This window comes from Streptococcus sp. HMSC063B03 (assembly GCF_001836965.1).
GTDB lineage: Bacteria > Bacillota > Bacilli > Lactobacillales > Streptococcaceae > Streptococcus > Streptococcus pneumoniae_F.
Window position 1 is genome coordinate 306,739 of record NZ_KV831064.1, and the last position, 19,441, is coordinate 326,179.

At 39.7% G+C, this 19,441-nt stretch carries 18 protein-coding genes and 2 pseudogenes; 3 read left to right on the forward strand and 17 right to left on the reverse strand.

Annotation, left to right across the window (positions count from 1 at the left end):
• The first annotated feature begins 63 nt into the window (after window positions 1-63).
• From HMPREF2628_RS10070 to HMPREF2628_RS10080, 3 genes are all read left to right on the forward strand, one after another.
• Window positions 64-873, forward strand: a complete 810-nt coding sequence (locus HMPREF2628_RS10070) for a Cof-type HAD-IIB family hydrolase (protein WP_070843078.1) — start codon at window positions 64-66, stop codon at window positions 871-873.
• A 141-nt stretch (window positions 874-1,014) separates the two neighbouring features.
• Entirely contained in the window at window positions 1,015-1,923 is a 909-nt protein-coding gene (locus tag HMPREF2628_RS10075) for an ABC transporter ATP-binding protein (RefSeq protein ID WP_070843079.1), read from the forward strand.
• Window positions 1,924-1,933: 10 nt separating this feature from the next.
• Window positions 1,934-2,686 (forward strand): ABC transporter permease, encoded by a 753-nt coding sequence (locus HMPREF2628_RS10080; protein ID WP_070843080.1) that lies wholly within the window; start codon window positions 1,934-1,936, stop codon window positions 2,684-2,686.
• A gap of 39 nt (window positions 2,687-2,725) precedes the next feature.
• Here the strand turns inward: HMPREF2628_RS10080 and HMPREF2628_RS10085 are convergent, their stop codons facing one another.
• The 17 genes and pseudogenes from HMPREF2628_RS10085 to HMPREF2628_RS10170 all read right to left on the reverse strand — a co-directional run.
• Entirely contained in the window at window positions 2,726-3,604 is an 879-nt protein-coding gene (locus HMPREF2628_RS10085; protein ID WP_070843081.1) for a sensor histidine kinase, read from the reverse strand.
• A complete protein-coding gene (locus HMPREF2628_RS10090; RefSeq protein ID WP_070843082.1) occupies window positions 3,601-4,302 on the reverse strand; it encodes a response regulator transcription factor in 702 nt (233 codons plus the stop codon). The genes HMPREF2628_RS10085 and HMPREF2628_RS10090 overlap by 4 nt, the downstream gene beginning before the upstream one ends.
• A gap of 190 nt (window positions 4,303-4,492) precedes the next feature.
• The gene (gene aguB, locus HMPREF2628_RS10095; RefSeq protein WP_064276180.1) at window positions 4,493-5,368 is read right to left on the reverse strand and encodes an N-carbamoylputrescine amidase; all 876 of its coding nucleotides are present in this window, start codon (window positions 5,366-5,368) and stop codon (window positions 4,493-4,495) included.
• Window positions 5,369-5,377: 9 nt separating this feature from the next.
• Window positions 5,378-6,463, reverse strand: a complete 1,086-nt coding sequence (gene aguA, locus HMPREF2628_RS10100) for an agmatine deiminase (protein WP_070843083.1) — start codon at window positions 6,461-6,463, stop codon at window positions 5,378-5,380.
• Complete coding sequence (gene nspC / locus HMPREF2628_RS10105; protein WP_070843084.1) at window positions 6,460-7,587, reverse strand: carboxynorspermidine decarboxylase; 1,128 nt, start codon at window positions 7,585-7,587, stop codon at window positions 6,460-6,462. The genes aguA and nspC overlap by 4 nt, the downstream gene beginning before the upstream one ends.
• Entirely contained in the window at window positions 7,587-8,846 is a 1,260-nt protein-coding gene (locus HMPREF2628_RS10110; protein WP_070843085.1) for a saccharopine dehydrogenase family protein, read from the reverse strand. Before HMPREF2628_RS10110 ends, nspC begins: the two co-directional genes overlap by 1 nt.
• Window positions 8,843-9,703 carry a polyamine aminopropyltransferase gene (speE, locus tag HMPREF2628_RS10115; RefSeq protein ID WP_000366713.1) on the reverse strand — a complete coding sequence of 287 codons (861 nt, stop codon included), beginning with the start codon at window positions 9,701-9,703 and terminating at the stop codon, window positions 8,843-8,845. Before speE ends, HMPREF2628_RS10110 begins: the two co-directional genes overlap by 4 nt.
• The gene (locus HMPREF2628_RS10120; RefSeq protein ID WP_070843086.1) at window positions 9,704-11,164 is read right to left on the reverse strand and encodes an aminotransferase class I/II-fold pyridoxal phosphate-dependent enzyme; all 1,461 of its coding nucleotides are present in this window, start codon (window positions 11,162-11,164) and stop codon (window positions 9,704-9,706) included. It lies immediately after the preceding gene.
• A 551-nt stretch (window positions 11,165-11,715) separates the two neighbouring features.
• The gene (locus tag HMPREF2628_RS10125) at window positions 11,716-12,027 is read right to left on the reverse strand and encodes a hypothetical protein (RefSeq protein ID WP_049493738.1); all 312 of its coding nucleotides are present in this window, start codon (window positions 12,025-12,027) and stop codon (window positions 11,716-11,718) included.
• Between the two features lie 183 nt (window positions 12,028-12,210).
• On the reverse strand, window positions 12,211-13,083 hold the full coding sequence (locus tag HMPREF2628_RS10135; protein WP_070843087.1) for a DUF4300 family protein: 873 nt from the start codon (window positions 13,081-13,083) through the stop codon (window positions 12,211-12,213).
• 78 nt (window positions 13,084-13,161) lie between these two features.
• On the reverse strand, window positions 13,162-14,907 hold the full coding sequence (locus HMPREF2628_RS10140; RefSeq protein WP_070843088.1) for a glycoside hydrolase family 13 protein: 1,746 nt from the start codon (window positions 14,905-14,907) through the stop codon (window positions 13,162-13,164).
• Between the two features lie 176 nt (window positions 14,908-15,083).
• Window positions 15,084-15,575: a hypothetical protein gene (locus HMPREF2628_RS10145; protein WP_004261289.1), complete on the reverse strand. Its 492-nt coding sequence runs from the start codon at window positions 15,573-15,575 to the stop codon at window positions 15,084-15,086.
• A gap of 63 nt (window positions 15,576-15,638) precedes the next feature.
• Window positions 15,639-16,520 (reverse strand): diacylglycerol/lipid kinase family protein, encoded by an 882-nt coding sequence (locus HMPREF2628_RS10150; protein ID WP_070843089.1) that lies wholly within the window; start codon window positions 16,518-16,520, stop codon window positions 15,639-15,641.
• 110 nt (window positions 16,521-16,630) lie between these two features.
• Window positions 16,631-17,486, reverse strand: a pseudogene (locus HMPREF2628_RS10155) (ADP-ribosylglycohydrolase family protein).
• Window positions 17,487-17,497: 11 nt separating this feature from the next.
• Window positions 17,498-18,304, reverse strand: a complete 807-nt coding sequence (locus HMPREF2628_RS10160; protein WP_020902855.1) for an alpha/beta hydrolase — start codon at window positions 18,302-18,304, stop codon at window positions 17,498-17,500.
• Between the two features lie 521 nt (window positions 18,305-18,825).
• A complete protein-coding gene (locus tag HMPREF2628_RS10165) occupies window positions 18,826-19,158 on the reverse strand; it encodes an Imm59 family immunity protein (RefSeq protein ID WP_070843090.1) in 333 nt (110 codons plus the stop codon).
• 14 nt (window positions 19,159-19,172) lie between these two features.
• Window positions 19,173-19,441: pseudogene (locus HMPREF2628_RS10170) on the reverse strand (hypothetical protein); the annotation flags it as partial.

Here is a 19,441-nt window from a genome sequence, read left to right on the forward strand (position 1 = left end):
TTCCTATCAATTTCTTCTCCAAAATATGCTATAATAATACCAAAAGATAAAGAAGGAAGTCTTATGATTAAACTACTAGCCTTGGATATGGACGGAACTCTCCTCAATGAAGCCAAGGAAATCCCACAAGCTCATATTACTGCTATTCACCAAGCTATTGAAAAAGGTGTCAAACTTGTTCTCTGTACAGGTCGCCCTCTTTTCGGTGTCCTCCCCTACTATAAAAAATTGGAACTTGACATCCAGAATGAGTATGTGATTGTTAACAACGGTTGTTCAACTCACCAGACCAGTGACTGGGGATTAGTTGACTGGCAAGAACTCAGTCCAGCTGACATCGAATACCTATATGACCTAGCTGAAAAAAGTGATGTTCAGTTGACTCTTTTTGATGAGGAGCATTATTTTGTCCTCGGTGGCAAGCCCAATCAAGTTATCCAAAATGATGCCGAGCTAGTCTTTTCAGACCTGACTGAAATTTCTCTTGAGGAAGCGACTAGTGGCAAGTACCGTATGTTCCAAGGTATGTTTTTGGGGACAGAGAGCCAAACGGACGATTTTGAGAAGCGTTTTGCTGAGGAACTCTGCCAACGATTCAGTGGAGTTCGTTCGCAGCCTGTTATTTATGAAGCCATGCCACTTGGTACGACAAAGGCTACCGCTCTTTCTCGACTAGCAGATATTTTGAAGATTGATTCCTCAGAAATCATGGCCATGGGCGATGCCAATAACGATATCGAAATGCTCCAGTTTGCAGGGCTTGGGATTGCTATGGGAAATGCCAGCGATTATGTCAAATCCCTAGCTGATGATGTTACAGCAAGCAACGAAGAAGACGGCGTCGCGCGTGCCATTGAGAAATATATTTTATAATCAAGAAGCCCAGTTCATATCAACTGGGTTTTGATATTTAAGAATTCCTAAAACTTTAGAAACTCTTTAGAAATTCTTGAGCTTTCTTTGATTTCTATGCTTTATACTAAAGTTATCAAAATAAATCAAAAGGAGAGAATCATGAAAACAGTACTTGACATTCATGGATTGTCCAAAAACTTTGACAAACAAGCTATCCTTCAGGATCTTCATCTAACGATAAGAGAGGGAGATATTTATGGACTTATCGGGAAGAACGGAGCTGGGAAAACCACCTTGATAAAAATCATTACACAACTACTGTTTGCGGATAAAGGGACTGTTTCCCTCTTCTCTAGCCAAACGGAAAATGAGTGGACCAAGGCTCTATCTCGAGTAGGTTCGGTGATCGAATCACCTGTAGCTCATAATCACTTAACAGCCTATCAAAACCTGAAATATTACTGTATGATTCGTCATATTCCAAATGCTGATCAAGTCATTCGAGAAACGCTGGACTATGTAGGTTTGACAGATACAGGTAAAAAAGTCTTTCGAGATTTCTCTCTTGGAATGAAACAAAGACTTGGTATTGCCATTGCCCTCCTATCCAAACCAGACTTCCTGATCTTAGATGAACCTATCAACGGTCTTGACCCAATCGGTATCAAAGAATTTCGTCTGATGATTCAACGGCTCAATCAAGAAAAAGGGATAACCATTCTCATTTCTAGCCATATCTTGTCAGAACTCTACCTCGTAGCTAATCGCTTTGGTATTTTAGATCAAGGAAAGATTATCCGTGAAATCAGCAAAGCTGAATTTGAAACACAAAGTGAGGATTATATTGTGCTTAAGACAGCCGACCAAGAGAAAGCTTGTCAAGTATTGAAAGAACAAATCCAGCTCCAGTTCAAGGTTGTTAATCCAGAAAATGAAATTCATATCTTTGGTCAGGAACAAGATGTCAAACAGATTCTTAAGGAATTAACCTTGGCAGATGTTGCCATTGACGAGATTTACTATGCCCGTCAAAATCTAGAAGAATACTTCACTCAATTGGTCGAATAGGAGTAAAATCATGATACATACCATTCAAGCAGACTTTTACCGTCTTTTCCGTTCCAAAGGATTCTGGATTACAGAATTTATTCTCTTTGCTCTCATGCTAATGGGTGCAAGTATAGGAGCTACGGGTCATCTGATGGCAATCCAGACAGAAGAACCAGAAATTCCAACCCATGGCTGGGACGGTGTACAAGCCCTGATTAACGCGTCTAGTCAAGGTTCAAACCTCGTTTTTCTCTGTATTGTTCTAACGTGTCTAGTTTTAGGTGTTGATTTAATCGGAAAACTCTATAAAAATAGTTTGACAGTAGGTGTTTCTCGTACAGAGTTTTTCCTTGCTAAAGCCTTTGTAGTGGCTTGTATTGCATTCTTACAACTTATCATCTGTCTTGTGATTGCCTTTATTCCAGCAACTATCTTAAATGGATTTGGAACCATGCCTGATGGCTTTATTGGCAATTTACTGGTAACCATTTTCCTTCAATTTCTTTGCCTTCTAGCTTGGCTTTCCATTGTTTCCTTCATTCTCTATGTTAGTCATTCTTATCTTGCGGTATTTATTGGTTATTTGGTCAGCTCTATCTTACTTTCTATGCCAATGCTCATCTTCCCAAGTATCAAAATTTTGCCATATTTATCATTGCAGTTTTTCTATGCTATGACTGCTAATAGTGAATCCATTTTCTATACACTTATAGTTACCTTAGCTGTTATTGTAATCTTTAATCTAAGTGGACTGGCAGTTTTCAAAAAGAAAAGTTTATAAAAAAAGACCTCCTCTAGCCTACAGAGGAGGTTTCTTTCGTTAAAAGTGAATAAAAACCGATAACCACTGCCCATCTGTGCTTAGTTTCATCTCTGAACCGAGAAGATGACATAATTCCTCAGTGATATAAAGTCCTAAACCAGAGGATTCTTCAGTATCTGATAGATTTTCAGAATAAAAACGGTTGCTGAGCTTTTCTATTTTTTTAATAGGCTGTTTGACAAGGTTTGCAATCTCTAAGACAAGCTGTTCCTTTTCCTTTCTCAAAGATAGACGCGCTTCTTCCTTGCCATGTTTGAGGACATTTCCAAGCAGATTTTGTAAAATTCGATCCAGCAAGTCTTCATCAGTCCTCATTTTCAAACCAGCTTCAACCTTAAAATCAAGCATGATATTTGCCGCCTGAAAAACATCATAATAAGCCAGAGTCTTTTTGGTGATAAAAGCTGAAAGATCCACTTCTTCCAGTTTCGGTTTGACAGCCCCTTCCATCAAACGACGGTATTCTAGGAGAGCCTCCAAACGTTTAGAAACTAAATCAAGATGCTGGGCTATTTTTTGTAAAGTTTCTGCTTTGTCTTCAGGAGACTTTATCAATTGTTGGGTGTAGCCTGAAGCGATAGTCAGAGGCGTCCGGATATCATGGGCGATATTGCTGATGGCCATATCCAGAGTCTGCTTTTCCCTTTTCATCACCAACCGAGATTGTTCCACTTCTTGAAATAGATTCTCAATCTGCTGGTAGAGATGTAAAAAATGTTTGGAAAAAATGCTGACTCCGACTCTTTTCATACTACCCGTGAGAATTTTATCTTCAATCTGTTGACTCAAGTTTTTAAGTGCTAGATGGTAGCGAATTAATGCAATCGATAAAATAATTTGGAGTACCAGTAGAACAAAAATTATCATGTAGGTCATTGCTTGTCTCCTTTTAATCTTACCCCAACGCCCCAGATGGTTTCAATATATTCTTGATTTGGGTCAAGCTGGTTTAATTTTTTACGAAGATTACTCAAATGCGTATTGAGAGTATTATCTCCAGGTAGGTAGCTATCCTCCCAGACCAATTCATAAAGTTCTTCTTTGGTAAAAATTTTCTTAGGATGTTTAAGGAGAGTTTGGAGAATCAAGCATTCTTTCTTAGCAAGGCGAATCGTTTCCTGACTATTTTTAATTTCAAAACTTTCCGCATTGAACTGGATATTTTTCAAGTTTTGTGGCAGATTTTCAGTTTTTCCTATTTCCATGGGCTGTTTTTCTGCGCTTTGGCGTAATTGAACAGTAACTCTGGCAAAGACTTCGTCCAAATCAAAAGGCTTGACGATGTAATCATTGGCACCCTCTAAGAGGTATTGACTGATTAACTTTTTATCACTCAAAGCCGTTAGCATAATGACTGGAGTTTGGATTTGTTCCCTGATGGCTTTTAAAACCTGATCCCCATTTTTCCCAGGAAGCATGATATCTAGCAAAACGAGGTCAATCCCACCTTGGTCAAAACGCATGATGCCTTCTGTACCAGAAAAGGCTTGAATCACCTCATGCTCCTCAGTAAGAAGTGTTCTCAAAATTTCCTGAATGTCACTATTATCTTCAATAACCAATATCCTAGCCATAAATACCAACCTTTCTGCAACTATTATAGCATGTTTTATTGATAAAGCTTAAACAGAAAAGCTCCTCGCATCAAAGCGCGAGAAAGCCTTAGAGGGTTAAAATATAAAATCTACTTGCTAGATGACCGAGTATATTATAGTTGCTAATAAGAAGTTAGTCTAGCAGAATGAATCTCTCATTTCTCACATACTAATCCGTAATTCGTTGATACATTTCGGGTCTTCTATCTCGAAACAAGCCCCAGTTTAGGCGTTCGCTTGCTCCCTTGTCTAGGTCATAAGTAGCTAACAGAACAGCTTCAGCTTGTCTTTCAGCTAGCTCTAGAATAGCTCCTGTTTCATCCGTCATAAAGGATGAACCGTAGAAGTCAAGACTGGAACTCTGTCCACCATTTTCCTCACTTGGAGTGACTTCCTCTAATCCATAACGATTGGCTGCGATGACTGGAACAATATTTGCTGCTGCGTGTCCTTGCATGGTACGTTGCCAATGGCCACAACTGTCTGTATCCAAAATCGGCTCTGAACCGATGGCTGTAGGATAAAAGAGCAATTCAGCACCATTCAATGCAAGACAGCGCGCTGTTTCAGGGAACCATTGATCCCAACAGATACCGATCCCAATCTTGGCATAGCGAGTATCCCAGACCTTGAAACCAGTGTTACCAGGCGTGAAATAAAACTTTTCTTGATAATAATGATCATCTGGTATGTGGGTCTTTCGGTAAACGCCCAGCACTTCCCCATCTGCATCAATAACGGCAATAGAGTTATACAAGACATTGCCATCTTTTTCATAGAAACTGATTGGTAAAACGACCTTTAGCTCCTTTGCAATGGTTTTAAAATGCTGAATAGCTGTATTGTCTGTCACCGACTGGGCATGCTGGTAGTAGTCATACTGACGTTCCTGACAGAAATAAGGACGTTCAAACAACTCTGGTAAGAGAATGATTTGTGCGCCTTGTTCTGCAGCCTGACGTACTAAGCGCTCCGCTGTTTGAATATTTGTTGCCACATCCTTGGCACATTGCAACTGAATGGCTGCAACTCTTACATTTCTCATCTTTTTCTCCTATTCTGGGATTTGTTGGGTGATACAGTGGATATTGCCACCACCTAAAAGAATATCTCTGGCTGCTATTCCGACAATTTTACGGTCTGGAAAACACTTACTGAGGATATCTAAGGCCACTTGGTCATTGACATCTTGAAACTGGGGAACAAGGACAGCCTTGTTAGCGATATAAAAGTTTACGTAGGAAGCTGCTAGTCGTTCACCTGCGTATCGCTCTTCTTCTCCTTCTTCATAGATGTAGCCTGGCAAATCTTCTTCTGTCACAACTTGTCGAACTGCAGGGATAGGCAATTTATGAATAATGAAGGGACGACCTTTTGCATCTGTCTCTTGCTCTAAGAGTTCGAGATCTGCTTTTGACATGGCATACTGAGGATCGCTTTTGTCGTCTGTCCAAGCCAAAACAAGCTCAGCAGGACCAACAAAGGCAGTAACATTGTCAACGTGTTCATTAGTTTCATCCTGATAAATACCATAAGGAAGCCAAATAACTTTTTCAGCTCCAAGGCACTCTAATAAGGTACTCTCGATTTCCTCTTTAGTCAGATTAGGATTGCGACCAGGACTGAGAAGGCAACTTTCAGTCACGAGAATGGTTCCTTGTCCATCGCTATGAATGGCTCCACCTTCCAATACAAAAGTTTTAGCATCATAAACAGGTATTTCCAAGGCTTCAGCAAAATGACTGGCTACTTGGTCATCATCTTCATAGTCTTGGTAGAGACCATCTACAGCACCACCCCAAGCATTGAAAGACCAATCCACGGCTAATTTCTTGCCTTTATCATTGATAAGAATAGTCGGACCTGTATCACGCGCCCAGGCATCATTGGTGGGAATATCTAGATAAACGACCTTATCTCCAAGATAGTCTTGGGCTTCAGCTAAGTAGTCTTGGTCCACCAAAAGATAGACTCTTTCCCCCTCTGCTATAGTCTTGATAATCTGGCTAAATGCTCTTTTAGCAGCTTTTCCTTGAAAGGGCCATGATCCTGGACGAGTCGGCCATATCATGAGGGTACCATGGTGGGTTTCGTACTCTGCTGGCATGCGATAGCCTAATTTTTTGGGACTGTCCATCATGATAATCTCCCTTTAAAATCTTGATATCCAAAGGCTTTGACTAAGCTACAGTCTCCCTGTTCGTCCATGAGATAGAGACTCGGCAATCCAATACCATTAAAGGTATTATTTTTGACAAATGAGTAAATAGCCATGTCTTCGAAATAAAGTCTGTCTCCAATTTGAACTGGATTTTCAAAGCTATAATCACCAATTACATCGCCTGTCAGACAAGTATTGGAAGAAAGTCTGTAGGTATGGGCTTTTTCCTGTGCCTCAAAGCCGTTTCTCAAAGGTGGACGATAGGGCATCTCAAGTACATCAGGCATATGACAGGTCGCAGAGGCATCTAAAACCAAGATTTTCATACCGTTTTCTACAATATCCAAAACTTCAGTTGCTAGATAACCTGCATTGAGTGCAATGGCTTCACCCGGCTCGATATAGATTTCAAGATTGTAAGTTTCTCGGATACGCTTGATTTCAGAAATCAGCAAATCCACATCGTAACCTTCTCTTGTGATGTGGTGTCCGCCCCCCATATTGAGCCATTTAACTTGATGTAAGTAGGGACCAAACTGCGCTTCTACTGCTTTCAAAGTTGTCTCTAAATCATCTGCTCCCTGCTCGCAAAGGGTATGAAAATGAAGACCATCCACCAAGTCCAGCAAATCACTCGGAATCTTGTCTAGAGTAACTCCGAAACGAGATCCAGGAGCGCAAGGATCATAGAGAGCGTGATCTCCTTGAGTTGAACACTGAGGATTGAGACGTAACCCCACACTGACACCAGCATCCCGACAATGGACCCCATGTTTACGCAACTGTCTCTCTGAGTTAAAGACGATATGGTCCGTTATCTCAAGCAATTCCTCCAAGTCCGTATCCTTGAAAGCAGGCGCAAAAACATGGACTTCCCCCGGGAATTCTTCTCTAGCGAGCTTGGCCTCATAGAGACCACTTGCAGTTGTACCAGATAAATACTGGCTAATCAAGGGATAGGTTTTATAAAGGGAATACGCCTTCTGGGCAAGCAAAACCTTGCAGCCGGCTTCTTCTTGTACATATTGTAAAATACGACAGTTGGCTTCTAACTTTGCCAAGTCAATGACGTAAGCTGGTGTTGGTACTTGTTCTAGCTTCATCAGTCCACCATTTGTGGATTTTCAACCACAACCCATGGCAAACCATACTCATTCAAAGCTTCCATAAATGGATCTGGATCCAATTCTTCAAGATTATACACTCCAGCTTGTTTCCAAGTTCCGTTCATAACCAATTTTGTCCCAATCATGGCTGGAACTCCTGTTGTGTAAGAAATAGCTTGTGAACCAACTTCTGCGTAACATTCCTGATGGTCGCAAACATTGTAGATATAGATGGTCTTTTCAACACCGTCTTTGACACCTGTAAAGATACAGCCGATATTGGTTTTACCAACTGTTCTTTGGCCAAGGCTTGCAGGGTCTGGAAGCAAGGTTTTTAAGAATTGAATCGGAACGATGTCTTGGCCGTTGAAGTTAATAGCATCTGTACGAAGGAGTCCGACATTTTCCAAGCATTTCATATGCGTTAGATAAGATTGACCAAAGGTCATAAAGAAACGAATGCGTTTAACACCTGGGATGTTTTTCGCCAATGATTCAATTTCTTCATGGTGGAGGAGATACATGTCTTTTTGACCAACTTGAGGGAAATCATACTCACGCTTGATAGACATAGCTTCGACTTCGACCCATTTTCCATCTTCCCAGTAAGAACCTGGCGCAGAAACCTCGCGGAGATTGATTTCTGGGTTAAAGTTTGTTGCAAATGGATAACCGTGGTCACCGCCATTACAGTCTAAAATGTCGATATAGTGGATTTCATCAAAGTAATGTTTGAGGGCGTATGCTGAAAAGACACTGGTTACACCTGGGTCAAAACCAGATCCAAGCAGAGCAGTCAAGCCTGCTTCTTTGAATTTCTCCTGATAAGCCCACTGCCATGAATAATCAAAGTAGGCTGTAAAACCAAGTTCCTTACAACGTTTCTCATAGATGGCGCGCCACTCAGGATCTTCTGTGTCCTCAGCTTCGTAGTTAGCTGTGTCGATATAGTGAACTCCAGTCACTAAACAAGCGTCCATAATGGTCAAGTCTTGGTACGGTAGGGCTACATTCAAAACAGCTTCCGGTTTGTAGCTTTCGATCAGGGCAATGACTTCTTCAACCTTGTCAGCATCAAGGGCAGCTGTCTCAATCTTTGTACTTGTTTTGCCTTCTAATTTATCCTTTAAGTCATCACATTTCGACTTAGTACGGCTAGCAATCATAATTTCTGTAAAGGTTTCGCTATCTTGACAAATCTTTGAAATAGCAACTTGGGCAACTCCCCCACATCCAATAACTAGTAAACGACTCATTTTTTTCCTTCCTCTTCTTCTAAAATGTCCTCAACATACTTGGGCAACATAAAGGCTCCCACGTGTAAGTTTGCAGTGTAGTACTCTGTGAAAAGCTGGCGTTTTTTCCAGCCTTCCTTGTCAAAATCTTTGACAGGGTGGTATTTTTTCGATGCAAATCCAAACAACCAATAGCCAGCTGGACTGGTTGGAATGTGGGCTTGGTAGACCCGACTAATTGGAAAGGCTTGATTAACCTTACGGTGCATGCTTCGGCAAGCTGACTCATCCTCGTCAAAGAAGGGACTCCCATGCTGGTAAATCATGATACCGTCTTCTTTCAAGGCTCTGTAACTGTTACCGTAAAATTCCTTGGTAAAGAGCCCTTCCGTATGTCCAAATGGATCTGTCGCATCGTTGATAATGATATCGTAATCATCTTCGCAGTTTCGCAAAAAGCGTAGCCCATTTTGGTAGTAAATGGTAACACGAGGATCGTCTAGCCCTGCGGCAAAATCTGGGAAATACTCACGACAGACCTCAACCAACATCTCATCTGGTTCCACAATATCGATTTGTTCCAGTTCAGGATAGAGTGTTAATACTTGGGCAACACCTCCGTCGCCACCTCCTATTACCAAAACTTTCTTGGGATTTGGGTGGACAGCCATGGGAACGTGGACTGTCATTTCGTTGTAGACAAAATCATCCGCATCTGAAAACAAGACATGCCCATTTAAAATCAGTATTTTCCCAAAAGCTGGCGTATCTAAGACTTCAATATCCTGCCATTCACTTTTTCCAGCGTAGAGTTGCTTGGCTGTTCTCAGGGACAATTTCACATCTGGAGTATGAACTTCAGAAAACCATAAATCCATCTAGTTCTCCTTTCTCTTAATGACGTTGATGTGATTGACCTCTGGGTCTTCCGTCCCTTGAAGGGAGCAACCACGTTCCTTGGCAAATTGGATATAATCGACTATCTCATGGGTAATGCGTTCACCTGGAGCTAGGATTGGAATCCCTGGAGGGTAACACATGACAAATTCCCCACAGACCTGTCCAACAGATTCATCCAGGATCAAACTTTTTCTCTCTGCATAGAAGGCTTCTTGTGGAGACAGCACTAACTCGGGCTGGATATATTCTCCAGCTATCAAATCTTTTCCATCTCTCGAGTAGAGTCTCTTGATATCAGCTAAAGCACCAACTAAGCGCTCGATGTCTTGGATGCGGTCACCAATCGAAATATAGGCCAAGATATTACCAATATCACCAAACTCAATCTGAATGTCGTATTCATCGCGCAGGAGGTCATAAACCTCGATACCTGTTAAGCCAATACCCTGAGTGTAAACTGACAACTTGGTTACATCAAAATCACAGACAGATACACCGTCTATCAACTCTTTTGAGTAGGCATAGTAACCTCCGATAGCATTGATTTCACGGCGGGCATACTCGGATAGTTCAATAACTTTCTCAAACGATTCTTTACCACGAAGGGCCAAGTTGCGACGTGAAATATCCAGACTGGCCATCAACAAGTAAGAGGCAGATGTTGACTGGGTAAGGTTGATTATCTGACGTACGTATTCAGGATTCATCTGCTCCCCGATTAAAAGAAGCGAACTTTGGGTTAAACTCCCACCAGACTTATGCATGGAAACTGCTGCCATATCAGCCCCTGCATCCATGGCAGAAATTGGAAGTTTATCAGTAAAATGTAAGTGCGCTCCGTGGGCTTCATCTACTAAAACCATCATGCCAGCTTCATGAGCCATTTCTGTCAAACCCTTTAGATCTGAACAGATGCCGTAGTAAGTAGGATTGTTAATCAAAATGGCCTTGGCATCTGGATGCTCCTTAATTGCCTGCGCTACTCGGTCATTTTCAAGACCTAAAGCGATACCAATCTTAGGATCCACACTCATCTCGATATAGATGGGAATGGCACCACATAGAACCAGCGCATTGATAGCAGATTTATGGACATTACGTGGCAGAATAATCTTATCTCCAGCCTTGCAGGTTGACAGAATCATAGTCTGCACCGATGAAGTTGTTCCCCCAATCATGAGAAAGGCATGGGCTGCTCCAAAAGCATCAGCTGCAAGCTCCTCTGCATCCCGAATAATCGAAATGGGGTGACCAAGATTATCCAAGGGTTTCATCGAATTGACATCAATGCCTACACATTTTTCTCCTAACAGTTCGACAAGTTCTGGATTTCCTCGTCCGCGTTTGTGACCTGGTACATCAAAGGGAACAATCCGTTTCTTGCGTAACTTCACCAAGGCCTCATAAATTGGGGCTTGGTTTTGATTTAACTCTTTCAAGACATACTCCTTTCCATATTTTTAGAACCTTATGAAAACTAAGGAACTAAAGGTTGACTCATGAAAAAAGAGCAGGTTTTCACCTGCTCTGCAATCTTCCGACGTTTTTATGTTTGTTTCTGTTGAGTATGTCTGTTCCCGATGTTTCCTAACTCTCTAGTAGCAAATATTACGTACTTTATTGATCGTTTCACAAGATGACGTGTGCTTTCACCACACTAAAATTTATGAATTAGGACAAGTGTCCTAACATCAACTTATAAAAGTAGGCTTTTAACCCTATCAATAATGTGATTTTTCAACCACGCTTCGGCATTCAACCCTGCCTGTCCGTAGGCATTTTTTACTCGGGTTTATATTTGCTAGAAAACATCATCTCATTTTCTAAGCTTTAATAATATAACATACTTTCAACACTCTGTAAAGTACTTTTTTGAAAAAATGTCTATTTTTGTTCGGAAAAATAATATTTTATATAGATTTGTATAAGTTGTATAATGTGAAAGCGGATATAAAAAGAACTAGAAGGCTCTAGTTCTCAGATTTTGTATTTAACGAATACTATGCTTATTCATCTTTTGTTCAAAGATAGTCGTGATAATCTGACGTAATTCTTCGCGTTCTTTTTCTGGTATTTCACCACTTGTTTGAGCTGCAGCGTAGAGTTCAGGGTGTTCAATTGAAATGCGTTTAATAGTACGTGTCGTAGCATGTTTTCTTACAAAAAACGGAATTCTCTTAATCAAGTCTTGTGGTACTAGCGCAAGAATCTTTTCAGCAGCTTCCTTGTCACTAATCTTAGACGTCGTAAGCCCCTTCTTAATCATTTCCTGTTCTTTTTCTGTAAAATCTTTTAATTCCATTCGATTAGTCCTCCTATTTTCTCTAAGTTAAATTATATACCAATCCGGATATAACTACAAATGGACTGTCTGAAAATATAAGCAATACTCTAAAGAGTGGCTTCTGGCTATTATCGATTGAAATAACCCATCAACTCATCAAAAATATAAATGTCCTAGGATTACTGTCATATCGTACCACTATTAAAGATTAACCCACTTATCGTTATCCATAATGAAAGGCTTAGCCAGTCCATCACCTGTATAGTCCTCGTACTTGGTGCCTAAATACTTGTAGCAATCTTCCTTGCTGGCAAATTTAATGGCTTGGTAAGGTTCTTCAAAAGTTAATTTCTCTACAAATAAGAAACCATCATCAGCTGGCACTAGAACTCCAACGTGGCCTACAAACAGATACTCGCCATCCAGATTGTCGTGCAAGACCACAGATAGCATTCGAGCTTTGTCGTTGAATTGAAACTGAGAGAAGAATTTTTCCATCTTTTCAGCGTGAACCTTGACATCTGTAGTTGCTTCAGTTGGAACTCTCGAAAATAGAATATCAAACTCTTCCTTATCTTTTGAATCAAAAACCTTTCCCTTATCAATCGCATCGTTATCTAGGAAAAGCAATTGGTCATTCTTTTCAAGTTTTGGAATGGTGACTGAATTTTTCAAAAGACAATAACTATTGATACGACAGTTTGTACCAACGAAATTGCCCTTCTTTTGATTCCAAAGGTTGCTAATTTTCTCAACATCGTATTCTGTCTGAGTAAAGGAAGTGAAATCTCCTGATAGGCCAGTTGAGCCGACAATGGTATTATAATCATTTACAAGATTAAAAAAGGCATCAACACTATTTGGATCCAAGTGAGCTGATAAGAGAGATTTGACCTCTTCTGTAGTTACCTGATTGTTTAGGTTGGTGTATGAAGCTTTCCATGGAACTTTCGCTGAACTGGTTTGCCTTTGATTCGCCCCATTCGAAGTTGTAGCATTTTGTTGACAAGCAGCCAAGCCTAAAAACAAGATTGAACAGATTCCTAATGTAGCTAATTTACTTGATGTCTTCATCTTCTTCTCCTTTTACAGGTTTAGTAACTAGCTTTATTATACTATATAAGTTGAGTAAAAGATCATAATCTTCATCCACTAATTTTTGAAAATCACAAATCCTTTTGGAGAGATCACAAGCTGATTTTCCAATTCTCGGCAATTGCTTGTTAGTGCTACTACTTCTTTCTCTAAAAGATAATCATCTGTTGATTGGTTAAAAATGGCTTTGATGACTTGGTTATCGTAATTCCATTGCAAGGTTAGTACATCAGCTTTGATTTCTTGAAGGCTATACTTGCCGTGCTGAATGGTTGCTGACGCATGTTTGCGAATCTTAATCAGCCTCTTCATGAAATTCAGCATATCGTGGTCACTTGATACACGTTCCCAAGGCATACAACGACGACAATCTGGGTCTTGACCGCCAGTCAAGGATAACTCTGTTCCATAATAGATGCAGGGTGTTCCTTTTTGTAAAAAGAGAAAGGCTAGGGCTGATTTAACCAGTTGAACATCCTCATTTGCCGTCCACAAGATTCGTTCTGTATCATGCGAATCCAAAAGATTAAACATCACTTCTGAACTCTGCTGCTTGTAGTACATAGACTGGCCATTGATTTCATCGATGAACTGGTCCGTCTTCTTAACACCTCGTAAGAAATAGTCCTTGATACTATCAGATAAAGGATAATTCATGACTGCATGAAACTCATATCCATTTAGCCAAGGCTGAGACGTATGCCAGACTTCTCCAAGGATATAAAGATCAGGCTTTTTAGCTAGAACTGCCTTACGAAAATCCTTCCAGAACTGATGGTCAATCTCATTAGCCACATCCAAACGCCAAGCATCGATATCAAACTCTTCAATCCAATAAGTCGCAACCTTTAAAAGATAATCCTTGACCTCTGGATTGGCTGTATTTAGCTTAGGCATATAGTCCTCGAAACCGAAAGCGTGATAAGGTAGTTCTCTCTTATTAGCTAGCTTTTCAGTAGTCACTGGGAATTGTTGAATATGGAACCAATCCTTATAAGTAGATTGCTCACCATTTTTGACAACATCTTGCCATTGAGGAGATTGCGAACCGATATGGTTGAAAACGGCGTCCAGCATGATTTTCATGCCTCTCTGATGGGCTTGGTTCACCAGTCGACTGAAGGTCTCCTTGTCTCCAAAATGATGGTCGATTTCAAAGTAATCCGTCGTATTGTACTTATGATTGCTCGTAGATTCAAAAATGGGACAGAGATAAAGACCTGTAATACCCAAGTCTTGTAAGTAATCCAGATGGTCAATAATCCCCTGTAAATCACCACCAAAGAAATCATCACTCTTAGGTGTGATAGATGAATCCCAGTCTAAAGTCCCTTCTGGGTTTAATAGAGCATTTCCATTAGCAAATCTCTCAGGAAATATCTGATACCATACCGTATTTGAAACCCAATCAGGAACCTGGCAGGCATCAATCTCATGAAGATAAGGCAACTTAAATCCATTTCCAATAGTATGAAGATTTTCTAGAGAATTTTCCACACACCCTTTATCGCCATACAAAATACTTTGACCTTCTGTATCCTTGAGTTCAAAGAGATACTGGATACGCGCAAAGTAGACGGACACTTCAACCTGCCAATAATCAAATAGGGCATCAGAAGTTATTTTGGACATTTCTTTTGTATCCTGATAAAACTCCTCCATAAAGATAAAAGGGTCTCCATAGTGCAAGTTGATGCTTTCAATGTCCTCTTTCTTAGTTCGAATCCGAATGTGAAGCTTCTTATCCTTATAAAGATAGGCAAACTCCGACTCTGGCCTATGGTAAATGGCTGTTAATTCCACTGTATTTGTCTCCTGATTTACTTGATTACATTTACGACGCAAACGTTTTCATAATTGTGATTCTAGTATACTACTTTCTTATTTTATTTTCAAGGCTTGTCCATAGATTCTAGTGGTTTGGTTCTATAAATAAAAAAGCAGCCAGTCTTACAACTTGCTACTTTCCAAATGATGATTTACAAATATCTTTCCAGCCACTCTATCTTTTTGAAATCCTTATTGTTATTGTGGTTATTTCGATAAGAATCTTGGGAAGAAGCCTTGTAAATACTTAAATACTGTTCTAAACTTGGAACGCGAAAAGTGATGTTTTCGAGATGAATCAGCTCTATATCTGATTCCGAAACTCCTACAAAATCAGGTAAAGAATCGATACTTCCGAATTCAACACTCAGACCATCTTTTTGGAATTCATGCTCATGAATATCTATTAAGGTGTAGCCTAAGTGTTTCATCACTTTCATTATCTTGTCCCACTCATAAATTCTGAGATGATCGGGTGCTTCCCAACCTCTAGGGTCACCAGGCACATGAATGTCAATGTCAGACGGCCCCCATTCTTCATTTGATCGGTATTCAAACCCCAAAGACCCCATGAGCGTCGGAGTGATTCCGACTTGGTTTAAATGAGAACAAATTGTTCGAAATTCATCAAATAGAGAATTCATTCCTCCTCCAATCGTTGATATAGAACTTAATTTCGTTGTGAATAATAAACTAATTTTTACCTTCTACTCTTTCGGTTTTGAAAATACTTCTACTCGCTGAGCTAAGACTTTGATTGCTACAGGTAGGTTATCCGATTTATCGCCGTCAACATCTGACTCCAATTCACTATCTGAAGAGATCTTAATATTACGCGCTCTGATATACTCAATATTATCATTGCCGACAACATCTCCTTTTAGTAAATCAGGAATGACGGATAATTTGGAGAATATTGAAGCATCTTTTAGAATCAAAATATTGGCATAGCCGTCTTTGTTTTCTTCAAAGATTTTCTTATCAGCGAAGTAATTTGTCAAGAGAACCAACACATGGCTAGCTTCACCAACATAATTTCCATTTTCTGTCTCGACATTAATATTAAAGACCTGATCCGTCATGACAGACTTCATGGTATTTACAGCATAGGCTAGAATACCGAATTTTGTCTTGTCCTCGATTTCAACATTGTGAATCGCTTCAGGAAGAGAACCGATACTAAAAATATAACCAAAATAATTGTCATTCGCTTTACCAATATCAATCTTGTTGGTTAAGTTAAAATCGAGTTCATCTATCGCGCCATCGATGTCTTGATTGATTTCCAACAGTTTCGTAATGAGGTTACCCGTCCCACCAGGGATAATCCCTAACTTAGGAATGTAGTCTCTCTCAGCAATACCCGAAATGACTTCGTTGACAGTACCATCTCCACCAAACACAACCACTGCATCGTACTGCTCACGAGAAGCTTCCTCAGCAAAATATGTTGCATCCAGCTCCTTTTCGGTAATTTTGGTTTCCACGTGCTCAAAGTATTCTTTTGCTTTATTCTCCAGCTTTTCTTTGTAATCTAAAGCCTTTTCCCCACCAGAAGTAGGGTTGATAATTACCATTACTTTTTTCATTAATTTCTCCTTAATCTTCGCTAGAAATGGTTGCATTTCATCGTATGTAACAAAATGTACTCTCATTATACAATGAAAATACAGAAAAGAGAAATATGACGTACTGGAAATTAATCTGCTTCTATTCTATTTTCCCATCGTCTAACTACATCCTTTAAGGGTTCATCCAAGTAAGAATAGGCCTTTTCCTTGATCCAATCAGGAATGCCATATGCCGCCTCAGCTATGCTACCAGTGATTGCGGCCAGTGTATCACTGTCGCCACCAAGTGAGATGGCGTTTCTTATCGCATCTTCGAAGTCTCTACTTTCAAGAAAGGCGATAATGGCTTGAGGGACAGTTTCCTGACATGTTTCGTTAAAACGATAATTAGGGCGGATTTCATCTAAAGTTTTAGATAGATTGTAGCCGTATTCTTTCTCTATATAATCCTTAATCCGTCTTTTACACTCTGTTGGATTGTCCTTAATTGGTTGCTCGTATTCTCTACAATAACCACCATAGTAAAAACGACACAAAAAGATAGCATCAGCTGTAGCCAAAGCGCCTTTTATACCTTCTGGATGATTATGAGTTACCCCTGCAGAAAGACTCGCAAGTCCTCTAGATGATGGCCACGTACTGGTTCTCGCATAGACACCACAGCACATGACCCAAGCACATGGAGAAACACGCATAGCAGAACCATTCCCAAAACTATAATAAGATTCACGGTTGTCGCTATCAATCCAGTTACTAAATCTAGCACCATATCCTGCATCGGGATACATCTTGCCATATTTTTTCATAGCATCAATAAAGTCATCCTTGTGACCACCATTCATAATAGCCTCAGCAACTGCGCAGGTCATGACAGTATCATCCGTGAAAAAACAATCCTTCCCAAATAAAGGAAAGGTCCTTCGTTTTGATATTGTTCCATTCGTAAACTGAACCTACAATATCTCCAATAATTACTCCTAGCATCCGTTTCCTCCTTATGACATTTCAGATTCGTTACACATTTCTAATGAATCACTCTTTAAAAATGGCACCACCAAATCAATCCACTCATAAGGCAGGTAAGCTGATAAATAACCGTGGTTATACCCCTTTGCTTCATACCAAATTGTATTTGAATGTAGCTGATGAAATAATTTCGCTGATTCTTTCACACAGTTCAATTCTTTTTCACCATAGATATACAAAACCTGAGCCTTGCTAGCAGAAATCATATCTTTCAGCTTGTAACATCCCATATAGTTTTTGTAAATGGTCACCAATGTTTTGACAGGCGTCCTTGGCAAATCTTCCAAATAATAAGCTTTTATTTCCTCTGGATAAGCCAGTTTAGGATAGAGTTTGTTCATCATGCTTAACTGAAGTTTACAAGAGAATTTATTGAACATCAGTTTACCAAATAGAGACACTAGAAAGATGCTGATTTTAGCTAAACTTGGTTGAGGAATACAGAGGCTTCCATCTATGATGGCCTTCTCAGCAATTTCACTGTCTAAAGACAAAAGTTCCATGGCAATTTGACCACCAAGTGAAACACCACCAATCGCAAACAATTTCCCACCACAGTTTGCTTTGATATAGTCTAGAATCTCCAAAGCAGAATCTTCAGTAGAAACATAATCAAGTTGATATTCTTCGCCGTGGCCATTCAAGGTGGGTAGAATGACACGATACTCCACCGACAAGATCCGTGCTTGACGAAGATAATTCCACCAAGAACTGCCACCGCCATGTATCAGCAAGATAGAAGGCAAATTCTTATCACCAAATTCATGGAATTTCATATTTAAACTCCTTACTGTAGGGCTTTCACTAGATAAATACTTGTTAAATCAGTTTGAACAAGCAATCCTACACACTCAACATGTCTTGATAGGACAAACCAATACTCTGAAATGCTGCATTTCTTTTAGCACTTTAATTAGATACTCCGAAACGATTTCTAAAAGGACTATTGATGGCCATTGCTTATTAAATCAATTGATTTTAGTAAATTATAAGAGTAACACCTTAATGATTTACTGGGGTATGGGCAAATAGATAAACGAGCCATCACCAAAGCAATACAGGCTTTTACAAGCAAGAGATAAGTACCATTTATTTTTAAATTGTTGTACAGAGTTTCAGTCATAATAATATTTAGCAAGGCATCTAACAACAAAAACTCGATGAGTTTATTGAATCCTCTCTTATTTATGATAATCTTGATATCCTCACTACGCATAAAGGAAGTCGATACTTGTTGATGGGAGAGCTCGGTAAAATTCAAATCAAATTTCACTGCGTTGCTTTTCTAAATTTATCATTATGATTTGTCCCACAAAGGAGAAGGATATTCTGGTTCCTCGTTAGTCATCACTTGCAACCTGTTATATTTTACAGTTAAATCCAATATCTCAAATAAGCATTGCTCTGCTTCTTCAAAATTTCCAAATGTTCTAATCTTTCCTATAATACTTGCTCTATCTCCTAAAGAATAAACTAAGTATACTTTTTCCCCCTCATCATATTCTATTCGCGTTTGCCAATCTTCTCTCCCTTTATTCCTGCCATTAAATACGGAGACTCTTAGCGTAGTATAATTCAACTCTTCAATTTTCTGTTGAATTATTTTTTTTTCATGCATCAATTTATCCATTTATTTTATCTCCTTTAATAGTCCCATTTTTTCGTACCAGCTAACAGATGTTCGTTTAATCTGCGTTCCACCACCTGCTCCAAAAACTTTTGCAATTTCACCTTTTGAAACAACTCTAGTGGCAATTCATACACCACTCGTTGTTCCGCAATACCTCCTTCATCCACGACAAGATAATATTGTTCGCCGTGTTTCCAGATATGCTGACCATAACCTGCTACTTCCTCAAACTTGATAATATCTTCCCAAGTTAATTTACTGTTTACCATATCAAATCCATATT

Coding starts and splice junctions, on each gene's coding strand:
- HMPREF2628_RS10080 (WP_070843080.1), top strand. CDS start 1,934: ATGATACATACCATTCAAGCAGACTTTTACCGTCTTTTCCGTTCCAAA.
- nspC (WP_070843084.1), bottom strand. CDS start 7,587: ATGAAGCTAGAACAAGTACCAACACCAGCTTACGTCATTGACTTGGCA.
- HMPREF2628_RS10085 (WP_070843081.1), bottom strand. CDS start 3,604: ATGACCTACATGATAATTTTTGTTCTACTGGTACTCCAAATTATTTTA.
- HMPREF2628_RS10110 (WP_070843085.1), bottom strand. CDS start 8,846: ATGAGTCGTTTACTAGTTATTGGATGTGGGGGAGTTGCCCAAGTTGCT.
- aguA (WP_070843083.1), bottom strand. CDS start 6,463: ATGATGGACAGTCCCAAAAAATTAGGCTATCGCATGCCAGCAGAGTAC.
- HMPREF2628_RS10165 (WP_070843090.1), bottom strand. CDS start 19,158: ATGGATAAATTGATGCATGAAAAAAAAATAATTCAACAGAAAATTGAA.
- HMPREF2628_RS10160 (WP_020902855.1), bottom strand. CDS start 18,304: ATGAAATTCCATGAATTTGGTGATAAGAATTTGCCTTCTATCTTGCTG.
- HMPREF2628_RS10075 (WP_070843079.1), top strand. CDS start 1,015: ATGAAAACAGTACTTGACATTCATGGATTGTCCAAAAACTTTGACAAA.
- speE (WP_000366713.1), bottom strand. CDS start 9,703: ATGGATTTATGGTTTTCTGAAGTTCATACTCCAGATGTGAAATTGTCC.
- HMPREF2628_RS10070 (WP_070843078.1), top strand. CDS start 64: ATGATTAAACTACTAGCCTTGGATATGGACGGAACTCTCCTCAATGAA.
- aguB (WP_064276180.1), bottom strand. CDS start 5,368: ATGAGAAATGTAAGAGTTGCAGCCATTCAGTTGCAATGTGCCAAGGAT.
- HMPREF2628_RS10135 (WP_070843087.1), bottom strand. CDS start 13,083: ATGAAGACATCAAGTAAATTAGCTACATTAGGAATCTGTTCAATCTTG.
- HMPREF2628_RS10150 (WP_070843089.1), bottom strand. CDS start 16,520: ATGAAAAAAGTAATGGTAATTATCAACCCTACTTCTGGTGGGGAAAAG.
- HMPREF2628_RS10090 (WP_070843082.1), bottom strand. CDS start 4,302: ATGGCTAGGATATTGGTTATTGAAGATAATAGTGACATTCAGGAAATT.
- HMPREF2628_RS10145 (WP_004261289.1), bottom strand. CDS start 15,575: ATGAATTCTCTATTTGATGAATTTCGAACAATTTGTTCTCATTTAAAC.
- HMPREF2628_RS10125 (WP_049493738.1), bottom strand. CDS start 12,027: ATGGAATTAAAAGATTTTACAGAAAAAGAACAGGAAATGATTAAGAAG.